Here is a 24,615-nt window from a genome sequence, read left to right as displayed (position 1 = left end):
CCACCAATTCTGCATGAAAATTCCAATGGTGGGCACGCTTCGCTTTGCCCACCCTACGGGTCTTCGTTCTTTGCTATAGTTCGATGCGAAGCAGCCAGAAACCCGGCATCGAACATGCAATCCGTCCAGACCCCGTCGTCCATCACCACCGAATCATTCTCCGACGCAGGCCTCGCCGTTGCCCGGCTCGAGGAGATCTACGAGCGCAACACGAAGTTCCTGCGCGACCGGTTCGAGGCCTATGTCAATGGCGAAGCGATCACGACGCGGGCGCGGGCCTATTATCCCTTCGTCCGCCTCACCACCGCGACGCATGCACGGCTGGATTCGCGTCTCGCCTATGGCTTCGTCGCCGGACCCGGCGTGCACGAGACCAGCGTCACGCGGCCGGATCTGTTCCGCGCCTATCTCACCGAGCAGATCGGGCTATTGATCCAGAACCACGGTGTTCCCGTCGAGATCGGCGAGTCCGTCGAGCCGATCCCGATCCACTTCGCCTACCGCCGCGACATCAATATCGAGGCCGCCATCACCACCAGCGAGAACTCATGCGTCACGCGATCGCTACGCGACGCGTTCGACGTGCCGGATCTCGCTACCATGGACGATTCGATCGCCGACGGCACGTTCGAGCTTCAGCGTGGGGCGCCCGAGCCGCTGTCGCTGTTTCGGGCCGCCCGCGTCGATTACTCGCTGCGCCGGCTCTATCACTACACCGGCACCGATCCCGAATATTTCCAGAACTTCGTGATCTTAACCAACTACCAGTTCTATGTCGACGCCTTCGCGCAGCTCTGCCAGCAGCGGCTCCAGTCCGGCGAGGCCGGCCTCGAAGCCTTCGTCGCGCCCGGGAATGTGATCACGCGCAGCGGCGGGGCGACCAGCGGGGTGGCACCCGTGCGGGCGCCGCAGATGCCGGCTTTCCATCTGGTCGAACCCGGCTATCGCGGCATCTCCCTGATCAACATCGGAACCGGACCGTCCAACGCGCGCAACGTCACCGACCACGTTGCCGTGCTGCGTCCGCACGCCTGGCTGATGCTCGGCCATTGCGCGGGCCTGCGTAATACGCAACGGCTCGGCGACTACGTGCTCGCGCATGGCTATGTGCGCGAGGACCATGTGCTCGATCGCGAGCTGCCGCTGTGGGTGCCGATCCCGGCGCTCGCGGAGATGCAGGTCGCGCTGGAGGAGGCTGTCGAAGACGTCACCGGGCTCGAGGGTTTCGAGCTCAAGCGCCTGATGCGCACGGGCACCGTCGCAAGCGTCGACAACCGCAACTGGGAGATCTCCGGGCCGGCCGTGATCCGCCGCCTGTCGCAATCGCGCGCGGTCGCGCTCGACATGGAATCGGCCGCGATCGCCGCCAACGGCTATCGCTTCCGCGTTCCCTACGGCACCCTGCTGTGCGTCTCCGACAAACCGCTGCACGGCGAGATCAAGCTCGCGGGCATGGCCAGCGAATTCTACCGCCGCCGCGTCGGCCAGCATCTCGAGATCGGCCTGAAAGCGCTGGAGCGGCTCAAGCAGCAGGAATCGGAGCGGTTGCATTCGCGAAAACTTCGCAGTTTCGCCGAAGTCGCGTTCCAATGACGCGCTTACTGCCCGCGACCGCAAGGACAGGAGAACTGTCGTACGAACATTGACGTCTCGGTGAAGACCGCGCTCCGGAATATCGCGGCGAGGGAGGGGTTATCACCTCGTCCGGGGTGTCTTGGATCGAGACAGGAGACATAGATGATCGCAACGATGATCAGGTTCGTCGCGGTGGGAACGTTTGCGGCGCTGCTGGTTTCCCCCGTGTATGCCGCAGGGGGAGGTGGAGGCGGCGGTGGTGGCGGCGGCGGTGGCACCGATCCTTATGGCGGCGCCTATTCAACGCCTAGCACCGCCCAACCGGCCTATCCCCAACCGGCCTATCCGAAGCGTTACGGAACGAAGACTGGCCAGAAACACAAGAAACCAAACAACCAGTCGAGCATTGACGATCCGGCATTCGCCGCCGGCTATCGCGTCGCCTATGACACCATCTACGAACGCAACGACTATGCGGCCGCGATCGATCAATTGAAATCGCTCGGCCATGACGACCATCCGAACGTCGCCAACCTCATCGGCTATTCGTATCGCAAGCTCGGCGACTACGCGCAATCGCAGGTGTGGTACCAGCGCGCGCTCAAGGCAGACCCGAACCACGTGCTGACCTGGCAGTACTACGGGCTTTGGCAGCTCGAGCAGGGCAATCGCGAGCAGGCGATGTATCACCTGAGCCGGATTGCCGCCATTTGCGGGACGGATTGCGAGGAGTACAAATCGTTGGCCGCGGCGCTGGAGAAGCCGACCGGCACAGCGCTCGCGTACTGACGGCGCAAGGTGGCTTCGCGCGCGACGCGCAGCCGTCGTGTCTGACGAACCATGTGACGAGGAGGCGGGATGACCCTCCCGTCCTCGTTCGTGGAGCTGTCGCGGTTACGGCCGGCGAAGCCGCCTGCACGAAGCCGCCTGCACATGGTGACAACGAGCCAGATTTTCAGCATTGTCCGTTCGGGGGCGCGAACGGGACAATTGGATGCCGCTTACGCGCGACAAGATCATCGGCCATGACCTCGAACGGCTGGCCTTTCGCTTCACCATGACGAGCGAGGGCGAGGTCGTGCAGTGTCAGATCAGCGACGCGGCGCTGGATGAACTCGCGGGCATGCAGGGCACCGAAAGCAGCGCGCGCCAGGCGCAGTTCCTGTCCCTGCGCGAAACCATCGAGCGGATCGCATCAGATCTCTACGACGAGGCGCCGCGGTTCAAGGGCTATGTGGTGCGGATTTTCATGCGGCATTTGAGAAGGTGACGTAGGTCTTCTCTGCGAGCAAATCTCTCGCCGTCATCCTGAGGTGCTCCCCTTGCTTCGCAAGGGGAGCCTCGAAGGGCGACGGCCCGGCTGCATCTCGGCCGTTCATCCTTCGAGGCTCCCACGTGGCGCGTTGCGCCACATGCCTCGCACCTCAGGATGACGGTCTAGAAAACGTGACAGCCGCCGGCGTCGAAAAGCTCACCCCTCCAACTTCTTGAGCAGCAACTTCAGCGCCGTCGCTGCGAACACCTGCATGTTGGCAAACCGGTCGTTGTTGCCCGTCTCCAGCGTCATCACCTCCGCCGCGGGGCCCGCGACCGCCATGCAGCTGTGGCCGGCTGCATCGCCGTAGCGGTTGCCGGTGGGGCCAGCTGCGCCGGTTTCGGACAGACCCCAGTCGCATTTGAAGCGGCTGCGCATCTGTTCAGCGAGGAGTTTCGCATAGGGCTCCGATGAGGATCGAAAGCCCTTCATTCCATCGTCCGAAATATCCATCAGCACACGCCTTGCATCGCGGGTGTAGACCACGGCGCCGCCGAGGTAATAGGCCGATGCGCCGGGCACCGCGAGCAGGCTGGCCGAGATCAGGCCGCCGGTCGAGGATTCCGCGACCGCGATGGTCTGTTTGCGCGCGACCAGTTTGGCCGCGACCTGTTCCGCAATGCCGACGAGCTCTTTCATCCTTTTGACCTCTCATTCCCTCGCAACCGAGCTGCGACTTCCTAGCATATGACAGCGGCCTTGGCCGAGTTGCGGGCGGCGGGCTGGCCTGCTTGAATAGCGGACAAAGCGGAGCGGCCAAGTGCCGCCCGCGAGAAGACGTGACGAGGAAACGTGAGAAGGGAGACGTCATGGCGTCCCTGATCGCCGGCGGGGTGGATTGCGACGTGCATCCGGCCGTGCCGCATCTGACCAGCCTGCTGCCCTACCTGAACGACTATTGGCGCGATCAGGTGACGACGCGCGGCATGGTCGATCTCGTCTCACAATCCTACCCGAAGAACTCGCCGATCGTGGCGCGCCCCGATTGGCGTCCCGAGACCGGCAAGCCAGGTGAAAGCCTCGAGGATATGCAGCGCCATGTGCTCGATCCCTTCCAGCTCACCCACGCCATCTGCAATCCACTATACGGCGTGCAGATGGTGTTTTCCGAGGACATGCAGGCCGCCTTCTGCCGCGCGCTGAACGATTGGCTCGTGAAGGAATGGCTCGATCGCGATCCGCGGCTGCGCGGCTCAATCGTGATCCCCACGCAAAGCGTCGAAAAGTCCGTCGCCGAAATCGAACGCTGCGCGCAGGACAGGCGCTTCGTGCAGGTGCTGATGCTCGTCATGGGCGATTCGCCGCTCGGCAAGCGCGCGCTGTGGCCGATCTATGAGGCGGCGGAACGGCTGGACCTCCCCATCGGCGTCCACGCCGGTTCCGCCTATCACAATCCGCCGAGCGCCGTGGGTTGGGGGTCCTATCACATCGAGGATTATGTCGGTCAGGCGCAGGCGTTCCAGACCCAACTGACCAGCCTCATTGTCGAAGGCGTGTTCGCCAAATACCCGCGTCTGAAAATGGTGATGCTGGAATCCGGCGTCTCCTGGATCGCGCCCTATCTCTGGCGCCTGCACAAGTTCTGGCGCGGGGTGCGGATGGAGACGCCCTGGGTCGATCGTGCGCCGCTGGAAATTGTGCGAAGCAACATCCGCTTCTCGTTACAGCCATTTGATGCGCCGCCGGAACCCGAGACATTAATTCGCCTGTTTGATCATATGCAGTCCGACGAATTGGTCCTATTCTCCACGGACTATCCGCACTGGCAATTCGACGGCCAGGATGCGCTGCCCGAAGGTCTGTCCCCCGATCTCGTGCGCAAGATCATGATCGACAATCCGCATGCAACCTATCCCCGCCTGAGTTAGCCCGCTGCCAAAGGAGGCAAGGCGATGAATATCCAGTTCCGCGAGAGCACCGAAGCTGCTTCCCCTCTGACGACCAAGACCGCGATCGCGGACTGCGACATCCACCCGGCACGCGCGACCCGCACTGAGCTCTATCCTTACCTCGCCAAGCGCTGGCAGCATCATCTCGAAGTCTACGGCGTTCATGCCTATCAAGGCATGATGGAAGGCCCGCCCTATCCGAAGGCCCAGCCCAACGCATCGCGCCGCGACGCCTATCCGCCGGAGGGCGGTCCGCAAGGTTCCTCGCTCTCCTTCATGCAGAAGCAGCTGCTCGATCCCAACAACGTGCAACTCGGCGTGCTCAACCCGCTCAACACCGGGCAGGGCATCCGCAATCACGAGCTCTCGGCCGCGCTCTGCTCGGCTATCAACGACTGGCAGATCGACAAATGGACCAGCAAGGACAAGCGGCTGAAAGCCTCGATCGTCGTCGGCAATGAGGACGGGCTGTCGGCCGCAGCCGAAATCCGCGAGCGCGCCGGCGACAAGAACTTCGTCCAGGTGCTGCTGCTCAGCCGCAACGTCGAGCCGCTCGGCCAGCGCCGCTATTGGCCGATCTACCAGGCCGCGGAAGAGGCCGGGCTTCCCGTCGGCGTCCATGCCTTCGGTTTCGGCGGCAATCCGATCACGCCGTCGGGCTGGCCCAGCTATTATATCGAGGAGATGGTGGGCCACTCGCAGTGCCAGCAATCGGCGCTCGCAAGCCTCGTGCTCGAAGGCGTGTTCGAGCGCTTCCCGAAACTGAAGATGGTGATGATCGAGGCCGGCTTCGGCTGGGCGCCGTCGCTCGCCTGGCGATTGGACAAGGCCTGGCAGCGACTGAGGAGCGAAGTGCCGCATGTGAAACGGCCGCCGTCCGAATATATCCGCGAGCAAGTGTGGTGGACCACGCAGCCGATGGAAGACCCGGAGCGGCGCGAGGATCTGTTCGACGTCATCAAATGGATCGGCTGGGACCGCCTGCTGTTCGCGACGGACTATCCGCATTGGGACTACGACGAGCCTTCGCGCGTCTTGCCAGCGGGCGTCAGCGAGACCAATCGCGAGGCGTTCTATCTCGGCAATGCGCAGAAGCTTTACGGGATTAGTTGATGGCGCGGCATGTGATTGCGCCGGTGGATGAGCTTCCGCCAGGCACGCGAAAATTTCTCGAGATCGACGGACGGCCGATCGCGATCTTCAACATCAAGGGCGAATATTTCGGCCTGATGAACCGCTGCCCGCATCAGGGCGCGGCGCTATGCGAGGGCCCACTGATCGGGCTCGCCCAGTCAAAAGATCCCGGCGAGATCGAATACACGAAACTCGGCGAGATCATCCGCTGCCCCTGGCACGGCTGGGAGTTCGACATTCGCACTGGCCAGTCCTACTGCGATCCCCGTCGCTTCCGCGTGAAGGCCTATCCGGCCCATGTCGAGCCGGGCGCGAGCGTGGTGAAAGGGCCGTATGTCGCCGAGACGATCCCGGTCAGCATCGAGAGCGACTACGTGGTGGTGGAGCTGTAAGCCCACCGCGCAGAAGCTGCGCTCCCTCGCCCCGTTCTTACGGGGCCGCGACGGGCTTCGCCCGCGCTGAGAGGATTGGGGTGAGGGGCCTCTCTCCGCGCATGAGATCGTCGACGGACCTGTACCCCCTCACCCGAATTCGATCTGCGATCGAATTCGACCTCTCCCCGCAAGCGGGGAGAGGTGAAGAGAGCGCCCCGGAATGACCATCAATGGCCCGCGACCGGCTCCACCACCGGATCATACGTCGGCACAGCCTTGCCGCCGCGGCGATACACTGCCGACGCCGCGATGATGCCAAGCAGCGCCGCGAACATCAGCCAGAAGCCGGGCGAGGCCTTGTCGCCGGTCTTGTCGATCAGCCAGGTCGAGGCGAACGGCGTGAAGGTGCCGAACAGGGCGGCTGCGAGCGCGAAGGCGAGCGAGAAGCAGGTGGTGCGGACATGTGCCGGCACGATCTCGACCAGCGCACCGAGCATGGTGCCGCTGTAGACGCCGAAATAGAACGAGAACATCATCTCCACCGCGAGCAGCTTGCCGAAAGTCGGCGCCGCCACGAGCCAGTGCAGCGCCGGATAGGCGGTGACCAGCGACAGGCAGGCGATGGTGATCAGCACCGGCTTGCGGCCGATGCGGTCGGACAGGGCGCCGCCGACCGGATTCCAGATGAAGTTGGTCACGGCGACCAGCAGCGTCACGAGCAGCGCGTCCTGCGTCGTCAGCTTCAACACGTTCTTGCCGAAGGTCGGCGTGTAGACGGTGACGAAGTAGAACGTCGTCGTGGTCAGGACCGCGATCATCATGCCGAGGATGACGATGCGCCAGTTGGCGAGCGCGGAGGCGAACACCTCGCGCGCGGTCGGATGCTTCTTCATGGCGAGGAAGGCCGGCGTCTCCTCGAGCGTCCGCCGAAGCAGGAAGATCAGGGGAATGATCAGGCAGCCGACGAAGAAGGGGATACGCCAGCCCCAGGCGGCGACGGTGTCGGCCGGCATTATCTCGGACAGGATGTAGCCGAGGATCGAGGCCACGAAGATCGCGACCTGCTGGCTCGACGACTGGAACGAGGTGTAGAAGCCGCGATTGCCGGGCGTTGAGATCTCGGCGAGATAGACCGAGACGCCGCCTAGCTCGACGCCGGCGGAGAAGCCCTGCAGCAGGCGGCCGATCAGCACGATGATCGGCGCCGCGATGCCGATGGTTGCATAGCTCGGGCAGAACGCGATCACCACGGTGCCGAAGGCCATGATGCCGAGCGTGACGATCAGGCCCTGGCGACGGCCGATGCGGTCGATATAGGCGCCGAGCACGATCGCGCCCACGGGCCGCATCAACGCACCGAGCCAGAACACGCCGAAGGTGTTGAGCAGCGAGGCGGTCTCGTTGGAGGAGGGGAAGAAGGCCTTGCCGATGGCGGCGGCGTAGAAGCCGAACAGGAAGAAGTCGAACTGCTCGAGGAAATTGCCTGATGTTGCGCGCAGGATCGCGCCGATGCGCGACTTGATCTCGGGCGGATTGGTTGCTGGTCCAGCCATGACGTTACTCCCTTCAAAACGCGGCCGGACCGGAACTCATTTCACGGCAAGGCAACAGAGTGCGACAATCTGTCCTACCCCTTCCCGCGCGGGACGCAGCGAGTCAACCTTTTTGCTGCGGAAGCCGATGATTTTTCAGGCTTTATTCTGCGTTGCGGCGACCACCCATTGGCGGAATGCGGCAAGCTTCGGCGCCTCGCGGCGGCCCTCCGGCGAGACCAGGTAAAAGCCGGCATCGGCCGGCAACGCGATCTTGAAGGGGACCACGAGCCGGCCCTTGGCGATGTCGTCCTGAACGTACGAGGTCCGCCCCATCGCGACGCCGATGCCGTCGATCGCAGCCTGGATGGTCATGAAGATCATGTCGAAGGTGATGCCGGGCTGCTTGGCGATGTCGGCCGGCAGGCCTGCCGCGGTCAGCCACAGCCGCCAGTCATCGCTGTTGGCGTTCGAGGTGTGCAGCAGCGGATAGCCTCTCAGATCCTCCGGCTGGCGCAGTGGCTTGTCGCCGCGCAGGAGTGACGGGCTGCACACCGGAAACAACTCGTCCGCCATCAGCCAGTCGGCGCGCAGGCCTGGCCACTGGCCGCGTCCGTAGCGGATCGCGGCATCGACATTGTCGCGCTGGAAGTCGACGAGGTTGGCCGATGTGGTGATGCGGACATCGATGCCGGGGTGCTGCTCCTGGAAGTCGGTGAGCCTTGGCAGCAGCCATTTCGCGGCGAGCGAGGCCAGCGTCGAGACCGTCAGCACCTTGTCGTCGTCCTTCCGCAGCAGGCGGTCGGTGGCGAGCCTGAGATCGTTGAAGGCGGCGCGGACGCCCGGCAGGTAGTCGCGCGCCTCCGGCGTCAGCGCCAACGCGCGGTTCTGCCGGACGAACAAGCGGATGCCGAGTTCCTCCTCGAGCCGCCGGATCTGATGGCTGATCGCGGTCTGGGTCACGTTCAGCTCGGCCGCAGCCAAAGTGAAGCTGAGATGGCGTGCGGCGGCCTCAAACGCCCGGAGTCCGTTCAGGGAGGGCAATCTGGCAGTCATTTGGCAACATGATACATGACGTTATATCATGCGAAAGGGTACAAATTGTCGTTTGTCGCAGCGCACTAGGAAGCAGATATTAGCGGCTAAGTTAGCTCCAGGAGCTGAACATGTCTACTTTGACCCACAACTCGATGACAAATCATCATGCGCCGAGCCTGATCCACCGGATCGGCGAGACCCTCCACGTATGGCACGAGCGCTACCGGACCCGGCGCGAGCTTGCCCACTGGACCGACCGTGACCTCCATGACGTCGGCCTGTCCTGGAGCGATATCGCCGTCGAGGCTGAGAAACCCTTCTGGCGGGCCTGATCGGCCGCCAGGCCGACGCCGCCTGATCAGGGGCGCCGGCGGTCCCCTCTCCACTGGGCATGTGTCATGAGCACTCTTCGCCTGGAAGACCTGAAGCAATATTCGGATACGCTGCGCACCCGGCACGGTGAGGCGATCAACGTCCGCTTCGTCGAGCCGCGCGACACCGAGGAGCTACAGCACTATTTCCGTTCGCTCTCGACCCGTTCCCGCTACAACCGCTTCTTCGGCGCGATCAGCGAGCTGCCGAAGGGCTTGCTGAACGACTTCCTCCACGTCGGCGAGCGCGAGCGCTTCACCGTGGTTGCGACCAAGATGGTCGACGGCTTCGAGACCATTGTGGCCGAGGCGCGCTACGCCTTCCACGAAGCGAACGCGACGCTCGAATTCGGCCTCTCGGTCGACGACCGCTGGCAGGGCCACGGCATCGCCACCGCGCTTTTGAAGAATCTCGAATGCCGCGCGGCCGCGCTTGGCGCCGAGCACATGTTCGGCGACACGCTGCGCTCCAACGAGAGCATGATCTCGCTCGCGCGCAAATCCGGCTTCGGCTTCGTCAACCATCCGGACGACTGGAAGCTGGTGCGCTTCGACAAGGAGATCGCCGTCGCGCCGAAAGACATTCCCTGTGCGAGCTGGCGTCTTGCCGCCCTTTCCCGTCAGGCCGAAAGTCCCTCAGCCTTGGCCTGACATCACTCCAAGCCCGGCCTGGCGAAACCAGAGCCGGGCATTTTTTTTGCCCTCACGCAGCAGTGTCGTTTTTGAAGTCAGTCGAGGTCGCGATCGTTCGCCACTCCGCCAGCTCCTTCGCGACGAACGCGTTCTTCGCTTCAATCCGTTCCACCGTATCGCTGCCAAGCGGCAACCGCAGCGGCGGGTTCTTGGCGTCGGCGAGCTTCAGGAAGGCCTGCGCCAGCTTGCGCGGGTCGCCGCGCTGGCCGCCATTGGCGTCGGCTGCACGCGCTCGGGTCTTGCCGACGCTCTCGTGATAGTCGTCGATCTGCATCGCCGTGCGGGACAGCGAGGTCTCGTCGAGGAAGTCGGTGCGGAAGAAGCCCGGCTCGACCACGGTCACCTTGATGCCGAGCGGCGCAACTTCGCCAGCCAGCGCTTCGCTGAGGCCTTCCACCGCGAACTTGGTCGCTCCATAGACGCCCCAGCCGGGATAGCCGGCGTAGCCGCCGACCGACGAGATGTTGATGATGTGGCCGGAACGCTGGCGGCGCATATGCGGCAGCACCGCGCGGGTGACGCCGAGCAGCCCGAACACGTTCGTGCCGAACAGCTTTTGCGTCTCGGCACCGCTGGCTTCCTCGATCGCGCCCAGAAGGCCGTAGCCGGCATTGTTGACGAGGATGTCGATGCGCCCGAATTTCCTGACCGCCTGGCCCGCAGCCTCATGCGCCTCGGTCTCGCTGGCCACGTCGAGCCGGGTGGCGAGCAGCCGTTCGTGACTGCCGAGCCGGGCGGTGACGGTCGATGGGTCGCGCGCGGTCGCGACCACGGCGTCGCCGGCCTTCAACGCCGCTTCGGCGATCAGTGCGCCAAATCCGCGAGACGCTCCTGTGATGAACCAGACACGCATGGTGTTGCCCTTTCCGTTCTTGGCTCCGGCGAAATGCCGAGGCCGATGGGCAAGGTGTAACGGCTCGCTATAGCTGAGATAATCCACTATATATTTGGCAAGCTATTGAGAATAATTCAGTAATGCGGATAGACCCATCCGACCTTGCGACCTTCCTCGCCATTGCCCGCCACCGCAGCTTTCGCGCGGCGGCGACCGAACTCGGCGTCACGCCATCCGCGCTGTCCCATGCTCTGCGCAATGTCGAGGAACGGTTGGGCCTCAGGCTCCTGAACCGCACCACCCGCAGCGTGGCGCTCACCGAGGCCGGTGAGCGGCTGTTTGCCCGCATCACGCCGGCCTTCCGTGACATCGACGATGCGCTCGAGGACCTCAACAATTTCCGCGGCAAGCCTGCCGGGACGCTGCGCTTCACCGCCGCGCGCCAGTCGGCGCAGCTCGTGCTGCTGCCGATCGTGACACGCTTCCTGAAAGCGTTTCCGGATATCAGCGTCGAGATCGTGATCAATGACGTCCTGATCGACATGGTCGCGGCTGGCTTCGATGCCGGCGTGCGTTTTGGCGAGACGATTGCCGCCGACATGATCGCGGTGCCGGTCGGCCCGCGTCACCGTTTTGCCGTGGTCGGCTCGCCCGGCTTCTTTAGGGCGCACAAGGCGCCGAACACGCCGCACGATCTGAAGGGCCTGCCGTGCATCCGCTACCGCTTCACCAGCGGCGCGCTCTATCACTGGGAGTTCGAGCGCGGCGGCATCGAGCTCGCCATCGACGCCACCGGGGCGCTCACGATGAACGACCAGGACCTGATGGTCGATGCAGCGCTCGACGGAATCGGTCTCGCCTATGTGTTCGAGGCCCAGGTGGAGGCGCTGCTCGCCAAGCGCAAGCTGGTGCGCGTGCTCGCCGACTGGTGCCCGGCCTATCCAGGCTTCTTCCTGTATTATCCGAGCCGCCGCCAATTGCCGGCGGCGTTGCGCGCCTTCGTGGATTTCGCGCGGGCGCCTGCCGCGTAGCCCGGTTGGACTTTCGCCGCAGCGCTCTACTTCCCCGTGAACACCGCCTTGCGTTTCTCGATGAACGCCTGCACGGCTTCCTTGTGATCGGCGGTCGTGGTGAGGCGGATCAGCCGCTCGGCCTCGTGATCGCGGGCGGTCTCGAAATCGAACAGCAAGGCCTCGTCGAGATTGTCCTTCATGTAGCGCAGAGCCACGCGCGGGCCTTCGGCGAGCGACTTTGCCAGGGCGAAGGCTTCAACTTGCAGCTTGTCGTCGGGCACGACGCGGTTGACGAGGCCGATGGCTTCGCAGCGCGCGGCATCGACCCGGTCGCCGGTGAACAGGAGCTCGCGCGCCCGCGCGGTGCCGACCAGACGGGTAAGCAGCCAGGCGATGCCGTAATCGCCGCTCAGCGCGATGCGGGCGTAGCCGGTGGCGACGAAGGCCGATTGTGCGGCGATGCGAATGTCGCAGGCCATGGCGATCGCGAGACCCGCGCCGACTGCCGGCCCAGGCAGCGCGGCGATGGTCGGCTTGCGCACCGACACCAGCGCGCCGGTGAGCAGCCGCTGCCGCTCCTGGAGATCGGCGACGCGGTCATCAAGCGACATTTCCAGCTTCTTCTGGTCGCGATGCGCGCCCATGCCCTTGACGTTGCCGCCGGCGCAGAAGGCTTGGCCGGCTCCGGTGAGCAGCAGTGCACCGACATTGCGGTCCTCGCCGCAGGTGCGGATCATCGTGCGCAGCGCTGGCGTCAGCGTGTCCGACAGCGAGTTGCGCGCTTCCGGCCGGTTCAACGTGATCACCGCGACGCGGTCGCGGATGACGCAAAGGAGTTCATTGGTGCCGGTGTCGATGGTGGTTTCCGTGGTCATGTCGCTCCCCTTGTTCTTGTTGTCATTGCGAGGAGCTCGTGACAAAATTGCAAAGCAATTTTGCACTGAAGCGACCAAGCAATCCAGCCTGTATCCGAGGAGACATCTCTGGATTGCTTCGCTTCGCTCGCAATGACGGTTGTTGTAACGTTATCGCCTCAAAACATTGCGCCTCAAAACTTCTCCACCCACGGCCGCAGCTCCAGCTCCCAGCTCCAGGCGCTGCGCGGCTGCTGCAACACGTTCCAATAGCTCTCCGCGATCGCGTCGGGATCGAGCATCGAGTCCGGCTTGTCCGATGCTTCCGCGCGCGCAGCGCTGCGGATGCCGCCGTCGATGACGAAATGCGCGACATGAATGCCTTGTGGCGACAGCTCGCGCGCCATGCTCTGCGCGAGGCCGCGCAGCGCGAACTTGCCCATCGCGAACGGAGCGGACTGGGCATAGCCCTTGACGCTGGCGGAGGCGCCGGTGAACAGGATCGCGCCATGCTTGTTCGGCAGCATCCGTCTCGCCGCCTGCTGCCCCACCAGGAAGCCGCCATAGGCGCTGACCGCGATCGCCTGCGCGACGTCGGCCGGAACCAGGTCGACGAACGCCCCGCGCAAGCGGCCGCTGGCATTGTAAATGACGAGGTCGGGCGTGCCGATTTCGCGCTCGACGAGGCCGAACAGACGCTCGACCTCATCAGGCTCGGTGGCGTTGCAGGCATAGGCCTTTGCGCCGGTCTCGCTACAGAGCGCGCCGAGCTTTTCGATCTTGCGCGCGGCAAGCGCGACGCGAATGCCCTGGGCGGACAGCAGCCGCGCCAGCGAAGCGCTCAGGCCTTCGCCGGCACCGACGATGAGGGCGATCTTGTATTTCGGGTGTTCCATGGCGTGATCTCTCGAGCTAAGGAGCCAGTGATCTAGGCATGGGCCGCGCAAACAACCAGCCGGATCGCCAGTTGGCGCGATCACAATTCCGCAGAGCGAATTGCCCCTTCACGGCGATCATGCCTCCCTGACAATTTGCGGCTTTATCCGTATCCGCGACTGGAGCATGATCGACATCATCCCAAGCGGCAAGCGCTAAAGCGGCGCAAAATGTTCGCGGGGCGCGGAAACGAAGAGGACGATCATGCACAAGCCGGTCACAGGGCAGCCAAAAAATGTCGCGGCCGAACAATCCGGCCTGCTGGCGCCCGATACCACGGGCATGAATTTCTACCGCGCCGATCAGGCGCTGACGGATCTGTTGCGCATCCACCTGCCGGAGACATTGTTCCGCCACATCGAGCCGCATCTCGATCGCCTCGGCGAACTCGCCGGTGGCCGGCTCGACGAATGTACGCGCCTCGCCGACCGGCACACGCCGGTGCTGCACCAGCGCGACAAGTTCGGCCGCGACGTGCAGTGGATCGAATATCACCCGGCCTATCGCGAGTTGGAGAACGCCGCTTTCGGCGAGTTCGGCATCCACGCGCTCTCGATCCGCAAGGGCATCATGGGCTGGCCGGACAAATATCCCGTCGTCGCCAAGCACGCCTTCACTTTCTTGTTCAACCAGACCGAATTCGGCATGGGCTGTCCGATCAACGTCACCGACGGCTGCGCCAAGCTGCTGGCGAATTTCGGCAGCGAGGCGCTGAAGGCGAAATATCTTGATGGCCTCACCCAAACCGACATGAGCAAGCTGACGCAGGGCGGCCAGTTCATGACCGAAAAAGAGGGCGGCTCAGATGTCGGCACGCTGACCACGCGCGCGGTGCAGGAGGGCGACCATTGGCGCCTCTACGGCGAGAAATGGTTCTGCTCGAATGCCGATGCCAAGGTCGTGATGCTGCTGGCGCGGCCCGAAGGCGCCGGCCCGGGCACGCGCGGCGTCGGCCTGTTCCTGATGCCGCGCTTCCTCGACGACGGCTCGCAGAACAACTATCGGATCGTGCGGCTGAAGGACAAGCTCGGGACACGTTCGATGGCCTCAGGGGAGATCAAGCTCGAGGGTGCGATCGCCTATGCCGTGGGCAAGCTCGATCGCGGCTTTGTGCAGATGGCCGAGATGGTGAATTCCTCGCGGCTCTCCAACGGCGTCAAATCCACCGCGCTGATGCGCCGCGCCTATCACGACGCGATTACGGTGGCGAAGAACCGCGTGGTGTTCGGCAACCGCATCATCGACCTGCCGCTCGGGCGACGGCAGATGCTGAAGATCATGCTGCCGGTCGAGCAGGCGCTGTCGATGAGCTTCCTTACCGCCGACGCGCTCGACCGTGCGGAAGCGGGTAGCCAGGATGCGGCGGCGCTGTTGCGCATCCTCACGCCAACACTGAAATTCCGTGCCACGCGGGATGCGCGCAAGGTCTGCGGCGATGCGCTCGAGATGCGCGGCGGTATCGGTTATATCGAGGAGTTCGCCACAGCCCGCCTGCTGCGCGATGCGCATCTTGGTTCGATCTGGGAAGGCACAGGAAATATCGTCGCCATCGATGCACTCAAGCGCGCGGTCGGCCGCCACGGCGCCGAATCCGCGCTCGCGGCTGACCTGCATGCCCGGCTCGACGACAGCGCGTCCGTGCCGCAGGCCTGGCGCGACCGTTTGCGCGGCCTCGTCGATCGCGCGGTGGGCTTCGCACGTGAGGTCGCTGGCAAGGTGGACAACGAGGCCGATGCGCGGCGCGCGACGAGCCTGCTCTATCATGTCGCCAGCGCAGTCGCGCTCGCCTGGGAGGCGCATCGCATCCACGACATGCGCGGCGATGCGCGCCGGCTGCTGCTGTCGCGGCTGGTGATCGATCACCGGGTGTCGCCAAGCGATCCGTTCCGGCTGACGGAAAATGCCGTGCAGCAGAAGATCGCGGCACTGCTGCTCGGCGATCGCGCGTGCGGCATGAGCGAGGTTGGCGAACTGGTTCTGGCAGCGTAGGCTGCGCTCCACGATCAAGTCAAAGAAACGCGATAGGGAGTTCTCGATGAAGGCCGCCGTCCTCTATGAAGTCAACAAGCCTCTGGTCATCGAGGATGTCAGCCTGCCGAAGCCCGGCCCGCGCGAGGTCCTGATCCGCACCTCGGTCGCCGGCCTCTGCCACTCCGATCTTCACTTCATGGAAGGCCTTTATCCGCATCCGCTGCCTGCGGTGCTCGGGCACGAGTCCGCCGGCGTGGTCGAACAGGTCGGCTCCGACGTCACTTACGTGAAGCCTGGCGACCATGTCGTCACCTGTCTGTCGGTGTTCTGCGGCACCTGCGACAATTGCACCACGGGCCGCACCGTGCTCTGCACCGACACCACGGTGAAGATGCTGCCGGGCGCGTCGAACCGGATGCAGTGGAACAGGCCGGAGAAGCTACACCAGTTCCTCAATCTCTCGTCCTTTGCCGAGCAGATGCTGGTGCACGAGAACGCGATCGTCAAAATCCGGAAGGAAATGCCGCTCGACCTCGCCGCGTTGATCGGCTGCGGTGTCATTACCGGCTACGGCGCGGTCGTGAACACGGCGAAGGTAACGGCCGGGGAGACCGTCGCCGTGATCGGTTGCGGCGGCGTCGGCATGGCCGCGATCAACGGCGCGCAGATCGCAGGCGCCGGCCGCATCATCGCCATCGACACCAACCCGGCAAAGCTCCAGCTCGCGACCAAGCTCGGCGCGACCGACATCATCAACCCCGCCGACGGCGACGTCGTGAAGCAGGTCCGCGACCTCACCAATGGCGGCGTGCATCACTCGTTCGAGGTGCTCGGCCGCAAGGAGACCGCTGAGCAGGCGTTCGGCATGCTCGCCTCGGGCGGCACCGCCACCATCGTCGGCATGATCCCGTTCGGCCAGAAGATCGAGCTGCACGGCTTCGACTTCCTGCGCGAGCGCAAAATCCAGGGCTCGTCGATGGGCTCCAACCATTTCCGCGTCGACATGCCGCGACTGGTCGATTTCTACCTGCGCGGCCGGCTGCATCTGGAGGACTGGATCTCGGCAAAGCTGAAGCTGTCGGAGATCAACGAGGGCTTCGCCAACATGAAAGCCGGCAAGACGCTGCGTAGCGTGATCGTGTTTGATAGCTGATTGGCTTCACCTCTCCCCGCTCTTTGCGGGGAGAGGTCGGATCGCCCCCGGCGATGCGCAGCATCGTCCGGCGCGATCCGGGTGAGGGGCCGTGCAGGAAAGTGCCATACGACCAACCCCTCCGACTCGTCGATCGATCGGCTGGCAAATGTTGAACTCTTGAGGGGCAGTGTGCCATGCCCCTCACCCGCCGCCTGCGCTGCGCTCCGGCGTCGACCTCTCCCCGCATTGCGGGGAGAGGTTAGAAGCCTCACCGCGACACGTGCGCCGAGACTGCCAGCCACTTCCCGTTCTTCTTGGTCCAGCAATCGGTATAGCGGCCGGTCGCTTGTTGGCCGTCGGTGGTGGTGTAGCTGGTCGCGGCATGGATGATGGCGAAGTCGCCCATGATGCGGATGACGACGTCATGGGCCTGCAGATTGCGGATCGCGATCGGCCGCGCCGTCTGCTCCAGGAAGGCCGCGCGGTCGACCAGCGTCTTGTCGGGATTGGAGCAATAGAATTCCGGCGCCAGGATCTCGTCGAAACGCCTGACGTCGCAGTTCTGCACAGAGGCGACATAGTCACGGTTGAGTGCGGTGAGCTCTTCCAGGTCCTGGCTCATGGTACTTCCTCCCTCCATGTCATTCCGGGGCGCGCGAAGCGCGAGCCCGGAATCTCGAAGTAATTTTGCTCCGTCATTGCGAGGAGCGAAGCGACGAAGCAATCCAGACTGTCGCCGCGGAAGGACTCTGGATTGCTTCGCTTCGCTCGCAATGACGGGGAAGATTAATCATCAAACATCTTCGGCGGCACGAACCCGCCGAACTCGCGCTCGATCAGCTCGGCGAGCTTGAGCGGCGTGCGATCCTCCAACCACGGTCCGACGATCTGGACACCGACCGGCAGGCCATCAGGCGCAAAACCGGTCGGGATCGCGGTCGAGGGCAGGCCGGGCAGGGTGGCGATGCCGGGCCAGGCGAGCTGGTCCGGATAGACGTGCTCCTTGCCGTCGATGATGATCCGCCGCGTTTCCTGGTCCGGCGAATGGTCATGCGGGTAGGCCGGCGTCGGCATGACCGGGCAGATCACCGCGTCGAACGTTCTGAACAACTCGCGCCATTGCGCCCGCAGCCGTACGCGTAAGGCGTTGGCCGCCTGCCAGTCGCGATGGCTGAGCGCGATACCGCGCAGCCGCTCCGCAGCTAAGCTGTTGTCTCCCTCCGGCAACGCCGCTGCCGCCGCTTTCGCACCGGCATAGATGTCGGGCGCGAAGGTTGCGCCCAGGAACGACATCAGCATGCGCATATAGAGCCGCGATGAGGCCGCGAAATCCGGCAAGAGCGGACTGCTACGTTCGATCTTCACGCCGGCCCTGGCGAGGTTGTCGGCGAGCTTGTTGATGGTTCCGCGTACGGCCGTGTCGGTCGGCAGCACCGGATCGGTATCGATCACCAGCACGCGGAAATCCTTCAGCGCGGTGTGGCGGGCTGCCGGCAGCTCAAGCTGGTAGGCCAGGCCCGCATCGATCGGATCGGGCCCGGCCATCACGTCGAGCAGCAGCGAGAGATCGGCGGCACTGCGCGCCATCGGGCCGATCACCGAGAGGTCGCGCTCGAACGGTAGCGGCGGCAGCGGCGGCGGCGTGTGGCCGCGCATGGCCACGAGGTTGAAGGTCGGCTTGTGCGCATAGATGCCGCAATGGAAGGCCGGCACGCGCAACGAGCCGCCGATGTCGGAGCCGATCGACAGCGGGCCGTAGCCCGCGGCGAGCGCCGCCGAGGAGCCACCGGACGAGCCGCCGGGCGTGCGGCCGAGAGCGTAGGGATTGTTGGTGGTGCCGTAGATGTCGTTGTAGCTCTGCCAGTCGCCGAGCCCGAGCGGCACGTTGGTCTTGCCGATGACGATGGTGCCCGCATCCTTCACCCGCGTGACCGGCAGTGCGTCTTCCCTGGCGATGAAATCCTTTTGCGCGGGAATACCCCAGGTCGTCGGCAGGCCGGCGACGTTGTAGGATTCCTTCACCGTCATCGGCAGGCCGAGCAGCGGCTTGCGCTCGCCGCGGGCCAATGCTGCGTCCGCGTCGCGCGCTGCGCGGAGGGCGCGGTCAAAATCCCGGACGCAGATCGCGTTGACCTTGCCGTCGTGCCGCTCGATGCGGTCGATCGCGTCCTGCGTGAGCTCGACCGCGGAGACCTTCTTCGCCGTCAATGCGGCCGACAGCTCGACCGCGCTCTTGAAACTCCATTCCGACTTGGCCACCACATGCTCCTGCGTTTCATTGCCCTACAATGATGCGCAGTTTTATATGATGCTGCAACCGCCGTTTGATCGGGGTTGACCTGTCCTGAGAGCTACCCCGGCAGCATCCGCTGCATCACGCGGTCGCGATAGATGAAGATGTGCGCGAGCGCCGCAGCAATGTGAATCCCGATTATGATGAGGAGCGCCCATTCCGTCGCCTGGTGCAGGCCGTCGATGGCGCGGCCGGCGGCAGCGTTGTCGGAGGCCAGCATCGGCAGCGGCACAAGATAGAAGAACGAAACGGACCATCCCCGGTAGGAAGCGAACAACCAGCCCGAGATCGTCGTTGCCAACACCAGTACATAGAGAAGCCAGTGCACAGCCTCCGAGGACAAGCGCTGCCAGACGGGCAGAGAGCTCTCGGGCGCAACGGGATGGGTGAGCCGCCAGAGAAAGCGGAGAGCCGTCAGCGCGAGGATCGCAATCCCGATCGAGATGTGAAACGTCATTGCGGCGCCCGGGCTCATGCCGCGGTGGATATCCGGCATCAGCCAGCCGATCGGGTATTGCACCGCGAGCAGTCCGACAATGAGCCAATGGAAGATCTTGGCCGGTTTCCCATAGTGCAGTTGGGCCGTCATGAGGTCGCCCCTTTCGGCGAAGTGCTCATCTAAAGCATGATCCGGAAAAGTGCGCAGCGGTTTTCCGAGAAGATCATGCTTGAACTTAAGCTAAAGCGCGATGACGATTCATCCCAATCTCATCGCGCTCTAGGGTTGAAAGTTGCGCGCAACAGCGTGTGCGAACGGATTGATCGGACCGCTGCTCATGCGCGCGTCGGCTTTGGCCGTCGCCCCCGGGATCGGAAACGCGTAACCGATGATCGTCTTGATCACCAGCCGGTCGGATGCCGGTGTCAACCCGTAGCCGACCCCGAAGTTCACGCCGAAATCGCCGACCTTGAAATCGGTCACCGCGAACAGCGTGTGCGACTGATTGGACAGGTTCTTGAAATTCCCGATCTCGCCGAGATCGCCGTAGTATTCGAAGCCCGCGAACAGGTCGTCACCGAGCTTGCGGGCGACGCGGGCTGCCGGCGTGAAATCCACATCGCCTTTGCTGCCGAAGCCGACGTCGACGATCGGATTAACGATGAATTCGTATTCGGCGTTGCGGACGCCGATGATCGGCCTGATCTCCAGGCCCCACCGTGTCTGCGCAAATTTCGGCATCTCGTAGCTCAGTTCGAAATTCACGCCGTAAAAGAAGTTGCGGTCGGCGGCGTGCGGGGAGACGAACAGCGTGCGCAGCTTGAAGGCGTCGGAGAGGAATTGCTGATTCTGCACGGAGAACGGCAGATAGAGCCCGAGCTCCCACCAATCGGTCATGCCATAGGCGAATTCCGGCGTGCCGTTGAGGCTGCCGTTGGACGGGATGCCGCCGGGGAACGGCGGGTCCTTCTGGCCGATCCCGATATAATTGAGGTGCTGCTGGATCGTGAACTGGCCGACATCGGCGATGCCGGCGTTATAGACCTGGATCTCGTCGGTGGCGTGCGCGGCCTCGCTCGAGGCCAGCAGGAGTAATGTGCAGGTCAGGCTTGCGGCGGTGACAGTGTATGAACGATGCCTCTTCATCACTGCCACCACCGCTCAGGCCGCGCCGATCAATATTCCCACTGCGAGGACGATGGCGCCACCGAGCACGATCTGGAACACCGCCTGGAGGAAGGGCGTGTCCATGTAGCGCGAGCGGATGAAGGCGATCGCCCACAATTCGATGAACACGACGACGCCGGCGATCGCGGTCGCGATCCAGAACGCGTTGGGCCAACTATCCGGCACGAGATAGGGCGCGGTGTGTCCGAGCCCGCCGAGCGTTGTCATCGCGCCGCAGGTGATGCCGCGAAGCCAGGGCGAGCCACGCCCGGTCAGCGATCCGTCATCGGACAGCGCTTCCGCAAAGCCCATGCTGATGCCGGCGCCGATCGAGGCGGCAAGGCCAACCAGAAAGGTCTGCCAGTTCTGGTGGGTGGCGAAGGCGGCCGCGAACAGCGGCGCCAGTGTCGAGACCGAACCGTCCATGAGGCCGGCGAGGCCCGGCTGCACATATTGCAGCACGAACATCCGTCGCCGCGTGCGATCCTCTTCGGCGCGCACGTCCGGCTTCAGAATTTCGTCGGTCAGCGCGACGGCACGGTTCTCATGGTGCTTCTCTTCCTCGGCGAGATCGCCAAGCAGGCGACGCACGCCGACATCCTCGGCCTGCTCGGCGGCCTTGGCGTAGAAGCGCTCGGCCTCGAACTCCATCGTCTCGACCTCTTTCCGGATCGTGTCGAGCGGCAGGTTCTTGGTCAGCCAGATCGGGCGCCGGCGCAAAAAGCCTTTGACGTCCTCGCGGCGGATCGGCGGCAGATGCTGGCCGAACCGCTCCTCGTAGAGCTGGAGCAGGCGATGCCGATGGCCGCGTTCCTCCTCGGCCATCTCCTCGAAGATCTTTGCCGTGTCCGGATATCGCTCCCGAAGGTCCTCGGCGAAAGACATGTAGATGCGGCTGTCCTCCTCCTCGGAGGAGATCGCGACCGCAAGCACCTCGCGCTCGGTCAGATCGGCAAAATTCTTCACGCGGCCCTGCTTATATAGTTTAGAATGTTTCTAAATTATATAAGGCGCCGTGGTTCTCCGGTCAAATCAACCGGCGCGGACCTTTGCGAGGAAGTGGAGTAGCAACCGGCTCACCTCGGCCGGCTGTTCCTGCTGCACCCAATGTCCGGCGCCGTCGAGGAGATGGCAGCCGAGCATCTTCGTGCACGCGCGAGCCTGCATCGTCTCGAACACGCCGGGGCGCTGGTAGGTGCCCCAATCCTGCTTGCCGGAGATGAAGCAGGAGGGCACGTCGATGCTGCGGCCGGCGAACAGTTGCAACTCGCTATTGAAAGCGCCCGACGTGCCGCAGCGATACCATTGCAGGCCGCCCTGGAATCCGGTGCGGGCGTATTCGGCGCTGTAGTACGAGAGCTCGCTGTCTGGCAGCCAATGATTGGCGGCGATCGCGGCGGGTGACGGCTTCTCCCTCGCGACCGTCTCGGCCATGGTCTCGCCAGCGTCCATCACATAGTAGGTCGGCAGCTTTGCCAGCTCATTCGCCGACCACGACTTCAGCGGATAGGGCTTGTTGTCGGTCCAATCAGCGCTCTTGTGATGATAGTAGGCGCGGAGGAAATCATGCACGCCCTGCGGTGCGCGATGCATGTCCGCGTTAGCCGCGCGTGTCGAATAGTACCATTGATAGTGTTTTCGCGGGCGCGGCAGCGCGGCAAGCTCGCGATGCACGGGATCTTCCACCGGTGGCTTCGCCGGCGCGTCGACCGTGCCAAACGGCAGCGGCGGCGCTCCGCCGAACGGGGCGCTCATCATCGTGACAGAACGAAATATGTCCGGTCGCATCAGCGCGCACCAGGCCGCGACCGGACTGCCGAAATCATGTCCCGCCAGATCGACCTGTTTGTAGCCGAACGCCGACACCAGCCCGAGCGCGTCACGCACCAGGTTGAAGAGCGAGAAGGGCTTGAGATCGCCGTCGTAATCGGCGCTCCATCCCGTGGTCCGGCCATAACCGCGCTGGTCAGGCGCGATCACGTGATAGCCGGCGTTGCTGAGCACCGGCATCACCTTCCGCCAGGAGAAGGCGAGCTCGGGAAAGCCATGCAGCAGCAGGACGCAGCGCCGCCCTTTGGTCTCGAAGCCGGCCTCCAGCACATGCATGCGCAAGCCGTTGATGCCGTCGACGTAACGCGAGCGGATGCCGGCGGGCAGGGGGATGTCGGGGAGTGTTGTCATGGTGTCCTCCACTCGGGTGGAATCGTAGGGTGGGTTAGCCGAAGGCGTAGCCCACCGCTTCTGTCGCCGCGGAAACCAAAGAGGTGGGTTACGCCACGCGTCAGCGCTTCGCGCAGCCGCAGGGCTAACCCACCCTACGGCAGTCCCGTCACACCGCCGCGCAGACGAACGCGTTGCCCTTGCGCCTGATCTTGCCAACCGACGGCGAGGGGAAATGCGCGGTGCAGCACAGCGTGTCGGTGTCGCAATAGCGTTCCAGGAAGCTGCGGCGCGTATTCGCCGCCGCGGCCGGATCGACATCGAACTTGATCGACAGCTCCGGATAAAGCGTCTGCAGCGGCGAGTGCATGAGGTCGCCGGAGAACACGGCGTCGTCCTTGCCGCGGCCCATCGCGATGGCGACATGGCCGGGCGTGTGGCCAGGTGTCGGCAGGATGCGGACATGATCGCCGATTTGATGGTCGTTGCCGACGAGCTCGTGGCGCTTGGCCTCGACGACCGGCAGCACGCTGTCGGCGAAGGGCGGGACCTCCGCCTTCGCGTTCTGCTCGGACCAGTAGTCGAACTCCTGCTTGGCGAAGACGTAACGCGCCTTGGGGAAGGTCGGCACCCAGCGCCCGTTCTCAAGCCGCGTATTCCAGCCGACGTGATCGACATGCAGATGCGTGCACATCACGAAGTCGATGTCGTCAGGCGAGAATCCGGCAGCGCCCAGCCCGCGCAGATAAGTGTCGTCGGTCTTCATATTCCATTTCGGCCGATTGGGGCGCGGCTTGTCGTTGCCGATGCAGCTGTCGATCAGGATGGTGTGATGCGGCGTCTTCACCACATAGGACTGGAAGCACAGGAGCAACACGTCCTGGTCATCCAGCGCCCTGGCCTGCCGCATCCAGTCCCGGTTTTCGGCCAGCACCTCGGCCGAAAGTCCCGGCAGCATATCCAGCGCCGGAACGAACGAGGTTTCCTGCTCGATGACGCGATGGACGGTAAGATCGCCGACCGAGAACTTCAGGCTCATGAGAACTCCCGGGGTTTACAGCATGATCCGGAAAAGTGTGCAGCGGTCTTCCGAAAAGATCATGCTCAAACTACGCCGCCGGCGGCACCGAGATCTTCACGGAGGGCCGCTCCAGCATCTTCTGGTGGAAGGCATCGAGCTTCGGATAGGCCTTGCGCCAGCCGCAATCGGCGAAGCGGAAGTCGGCATAGCCGAGCACGCAAACGAGGCCGATCTGCGAGATGTCGAACGGGCCGTTCAAGACTTCCGGCATGTTCTCGAAGCGCGCCATGCCGGTCCAGGCCCGGTTCCAGTGGTCGTCCGACCATGCCTGCCATTGCAGCCCCTGCGGCCGCACCATCTTCTCGTAGCGGCACAGCAGCATGGAATCGAGCATGCCGTTGATCAGGGAGTGGTTGGTCTTGGCCTTCCAGCGCCGCGGACCGTAATCCGGGATCAGACTGCCGCCGGCCATCTCGTTGAGATATTCGACGATGACATACGAATCCAGGATCACGTCGCCGTCATTGGTGATCAGCACCGGCAGCTTCTTCAGCGGCGTGATGCGTGAATAGTCCTCGTTGGCCGTGCCCGGCGCGACCGTTGCCGGCGTGAATTCGATCTTGTCGATCAGCCCGAGCTCGATCGCGGCAATGCGAACCTTGCGGGCGAAGGGCGAGGCGGGGGAGAAGGTGAGTTTCATTTGAAATAACCTCTATCCAGACAGACGGTCCTCATCCTGAGGAGCGCGCCCCTTGGCGCGCGTCTCGAAGGATGGACAACGAGGGATATTCGCTGGTCACCCGGCGCGAACGTCGGGTGACTTTGTTCTTGGCGCATCCTTCGAGACGCGCGCGTTGCGCGCTCCTCAGG

General features: G+C 64.0%; 25 protein-coding genes. 11 read left to right on the top strand and 14 right to left on the bottom strand.

The annotated features are described in order from the left end of the window. Window positions 1-114 precede the first annotated feature (114 nt). The 3 genes from AC629_RS16340 (at window position 115) to AC629_RS16330 (ending at window position 2,845) form a co-directional block, all read left to right on the top strand. Window positions 115-1,593 carry an AMP nucleosidase gene (locus AC629_RS16340; protein WP_084805868.1) on the top strand — a complete coding sequence of 493 codons (1,479 nt, stop codon included), beginning with the start codon at window positions 115-117 and terminating at the stop codon, window positions 1,591-1,593. Window positions 1,594-1,737: 144 nt separating this feature from the next. Further along, entirely contained in the window at window positions 1,738-2,364 is a 627-nt protein-coding gene (locus tag AC629_RS16335) for a tetratricopeptide repeat protein (RefSeq protein WP_084805867.1), read from the top strand. A gap of 205 nt (window positions 2,365-2,569) precedes the next feature. Further along, window positions 2,570-2,845, top strand: coding sequence for a DUF1488 family protein (locus tag AC629_RS16330; protein ID WP_084805865.1), 276 nt, complete (start codon window positions 2,570-2,572; stop codon window positions 2,843-2,845). A gap of 201 nt (window positions 2,846-3,046) precedes the next feature. Here AC629_RS16330 and AC629_RS16325 read toward each other — a convergent pair whose 3' ends face one another. Continuing rightward, on the bottom strand, window positions 3,047-3,529 hold the full coding sequence (locus tag AC629_RS16325) for a CinA family protein (RefSeq protein ID WP_084805863.1): 483 nt from the start codon (window positions 3,527-3,529) through the stop codon (window positions 3,047-3,049). Window positions 3,530-3,699: 170 nt separating this feature from the next. On the opposite strand from AC629_RS16325, the gene AC629_RS16320 reads away from it, so the two are divergent. From AC629_RS16320 to AC629_RS16310, 3 genes are read left to right on the top strand one after another with little or no spacing between them, the layout of a single operon-like run. Next, window positions 3,700-4,758 carry an amidohydrolase family protein gene (locus tag AC629_RS16320; RefSeq protein WP_084805861.1) on the top strand — a complete coding sequence of 353 codons (1,059 nt, stop codon included), beginning with the start codon at window positions 3,700-3,702 and terminating at the stop codon, window positions 4,756-4,758. Window positions 4,759-4,782: 24 nt separating this feature from the next. Continuing rightward, window positions 4,783-5,892 carry an amidohydrolase family protein gene (locus AC629_RS16315; RefSeq protein WP_074119649.1) on the top strand — a complete coding sequence of 370 codons (1,110 nt, stop codon included), beginning with the start codon at window positions 4,783-4,785 and terminating at the stop codon, window positions 5,890-5,892. Next, complete coding sequence (locus tag AC629_RS16310; protein WP_084805859.1) at window positions 5,892-6,305, top strand: Rieske (2Fe-2S) protein; 414 nt, start codon at window positions 5,892-5,894, stop codon at window positions 6,303-6,305. Before AC629_RS16315 ends, AC629_RS16310 begins: the two co-directional genes overlap by 1 nt. A 209-nt stretch (window positions 6,306-6,514) precedes the next feature. On the opposite strand, the gene AC629_RS16305 is transcribed toward AC629_RS16310, so the two are convergent. Together AC629_RS16305 and AC629_RS16300 are read right to left on the bottom strand one after the other, a co-directional pair. Further along, on the bottom strand, window positions 6,515-7,840 hold the full coding sequence (locus AC629_RS16305) for an MFS transporter (RefSeq protein WP_084805857.1): 1,326 nt from the start codon (window positions 7,838-7,840) through the stop codon (window positions 6,515-6,517). A gap of 135 nt (window positions 7,841-7,975) precedes the next feature. Beyond that, window positions 7,976-8,875, bottom strand: coding sequence for a transcriptional regulator GcvA (locus AC629_RS16300; protein WP_084805855.1), 900 nt, complete (start codon window positions 8,873-8,875; stop codon window positions 7,976-7,978). A gap of 110 nt (window positions 8,876-8,985) precedes the next feature. Here AC629_RS16300 and AC629_RS16295 point away from each other — a divergent pair, with 110 nt between their 5' ends. Both AC629_RS16295 and AC629_RS16290 read left to right on the top strand, forming a co-directional pair. Continuing rightward, window positions 8,986-9,189: a DUF1127 domain-containing protein gene (locus tag AC629_RS16295; RefSeq protein WP_084805852.1), complete on the top strand. Its 204-nt coding sequence runs from the start codon at window positions 8,986-8,988 to the stop codon at window positions 9,187-9,189. 66 nt (window positions 9,190-9,255) lie between these two features. Continuing rightward, complete coding sequence (locus AC629_RS16290) at window positions 9,256-9,879, top strand: GNAT family N-acetyltransferase (protein ID WP_084805850.1); 624 nt, start codon at window positions 9,256-9,258, stop codon at window positions 9,877-9,879. Window positions 9,880-9,931: 52 nt separating this feature from the next. Here the strand turns inward: AC629_RS16290 and AC629_RS16285 are convergent, their stop codons facing one another. After that, on the bottom strand, window positions 9,932-10,774 hold the full coding sequence (locus AC629_RS16285) for an oxidoreductase (protein ID WP_084805920.1): 843 nt from the start codon (window positions 10,772-10,774) through the stop codon (window positions 9,932-9,934). A 122-nt stretch (window positions 10,775-10,896) separates the two neighbouring features. Here AC629_RS16285 and AC629_RS16280 point away from each other — a divergent pair, with 122 nt between their 5' ends. Continuing rightward, a complete protein-coding gene (locus AC629_RS16280; RefSeq protein WP_084805849.1) occupies window positions 10,897-11,787 on the top strand; it encodes a LysR family transcriptional regulator in 891 nt (296 codons plus the stop codon). A gap of 26 nt (window positions 11,788-11,813) precedes the next feature. On the opposite strand, the gene AC629_RS16275 is transcribed toward AC629_RS16280, so the two are convergent. Then, window positions 11,814-12,644, bottom strand: coding sequence for an enoyl-CoA hydratase (locus AC629_RS16275; RefSeq protein WP_084805847.1), 831 nt, complete (start codon window positions 12,642-12,644; stop codon window positions 11,814-11,816). A gap of 173 nt (window positions 12,645-12,817) precedes the next feature. Further along, the gene (locus tag AC629_RS16270; RefSeq protein ID WP_084805845.1) at window positions 12,818-13,519 is read right to left on the bottom strand and encodes an SDR family NAD(P)-dependent oxidoreductase; all 702 of its coding nucleotides are present in this window, start codon (window positions 13,517-13,519) and stop codon (window positions 12,818-12,820) included. 244 nt (window positions 13,520-13,763) lie between these two features. Here AC629_RS16270 and AC629_RS16265 point away from each other — a divergent pair, with 244 nt between their 5' ends. After that, entirely contained in the window at window positions 13,764-15,548 is a 1,785-nt protein-coding gene (locus AC629_RS16265; protein ID WP_084805843.1) for an acyl-CoA dehydrogenase family protein, read from the top strand. A 46-nt stretch (window positions 15,549-15,594) separates the two neighbouring features. After that, window positions 15,595-16,683: a Zn-dependent alcohol dehydrogenase gene (locus AC629_RS16260; RefSeq protein WP_084805918.1), complete on the top strand. Its 1,089-nt coding sequence runs from the start codon at window positions 15,595-15,597 to the stop codon at window positions 16,681-16,683. A gap of 250 nt (window positions 16,684-16,933) precedes the next feature. Here the strand turns inward: AC629_RS16260 and AC629_RS16255 are convergent, their stop codons facing one another. From AC629_RS16255 to AC629_RS16220, 8 genes are all read right to left on the bottom strand, one after another. Then, complete coding sequence (locus AC629_RS16255) at window positions 16,934-17,287, bottom strand: nuclear transport factor 2 family protein (RefSeq protein WP_084805916.1); 354 nt, start codon at window positions 17,285-17,287, stop codon at window positions 16,934-16,936. A gap of 164 nt (window positions 17,288-17,451) precedes the next feature. After that, a complete protein-coding gene (locus AC629_RS16250; protein ID WP_084805914.1) occupies window positions 17,452-18,924 on the bottom strand; it encodes an amidase in 1,473 nt (490 codons plus the stop codon). Window positions 18,925-19,016: 92 nt separating this feature from the next. Then, window positions 19,017-19,547 (bottom strand): cytochrome b, encoded by a 531-nt coding sequence (locus AC629_RS16245; RefSeq protein ID WP_084805841.1) that lies wholly within the window; start codon window positions 19,545-19,547, stop codon window positions 19,017-19,019. A 129-nt stretch (window positions 19,548-19,676) separates the two neighbouring features. Then, the gene (locus AC629_RS16240; RefSeq protein ID WP_084805839.1) at window positions 19,677-20,543 is read right to left on the bottom strand and encodes a hypothetical protein; all 867 of its coding nucleotides are present in this window, start codon (window positions 20,541-20,543) and stop codon (window positions 19,677-19,679) included. A gap of 15 nt (window positions 20,544-20,558) precedes the next feature. After that, window positions 20,559-21,530 (bottom strand): iron exporter MbfA, encoded by a 972-nt coding sequence (gene mbfA / locus AC629_RS16235; protein WP_084805837.1) that lies wholly within the window; start codon window positions 21,528-21,530, stop codon window positions 20,559-20,561. A gap of 66 nt (window positions 21,531-21,596) precedes the next feature. Next, on the bottom strand, window positions 21,597-22,745 hold the full coding sequence (locus AC629_RS16230) for an alpha/beta hydrolase (RefSeq protein ID WP_084805912.1): 1,149 nt from the start codon (window positions 22,743-22,745) through the stop codon (window positions 21,597-21,599). A gap of 148 nt (window positions 22,746-22,893) precedes the next feature. Then, entirely contained in the window at window positions 22,894-23,763 is an 870-nt protein-coding gene (locus tag AC629_RS16225; protein WP_084805835.1) for an MBL fold metallo-hydrolase, read from the bottom strand. A 70-nt stretch (window positions 23,764-23,833) separates the two neighbouring features. Next, window positions 23,834-24,445 (bottom strand): glutathione S-transferase family protein, encoded by a 612-nt coding sequence (locus AC629_RS16220; protein WP_084805833.1) that lies wholly within the window; start codon window positions 24,443-24,445, stop codon window positions 23,834-23,836. Window positions 24,446-24,615: the final 170 nt, after the last annotated feature.

This window comes from Bradyrhizobium sp. NAS80.1, from assembly GCF_001908205.1.
Lineage (GTDB): Bacteria > Pseudomonadota > Alphaproteobacteria > Rhizobiales > Xanthobacteraceae > Bradyrhizobium.
Note: the sequence above shows the minus strand (reverse complement) of the source record. Positions and strands in the feature narration are given on the sequence as shown.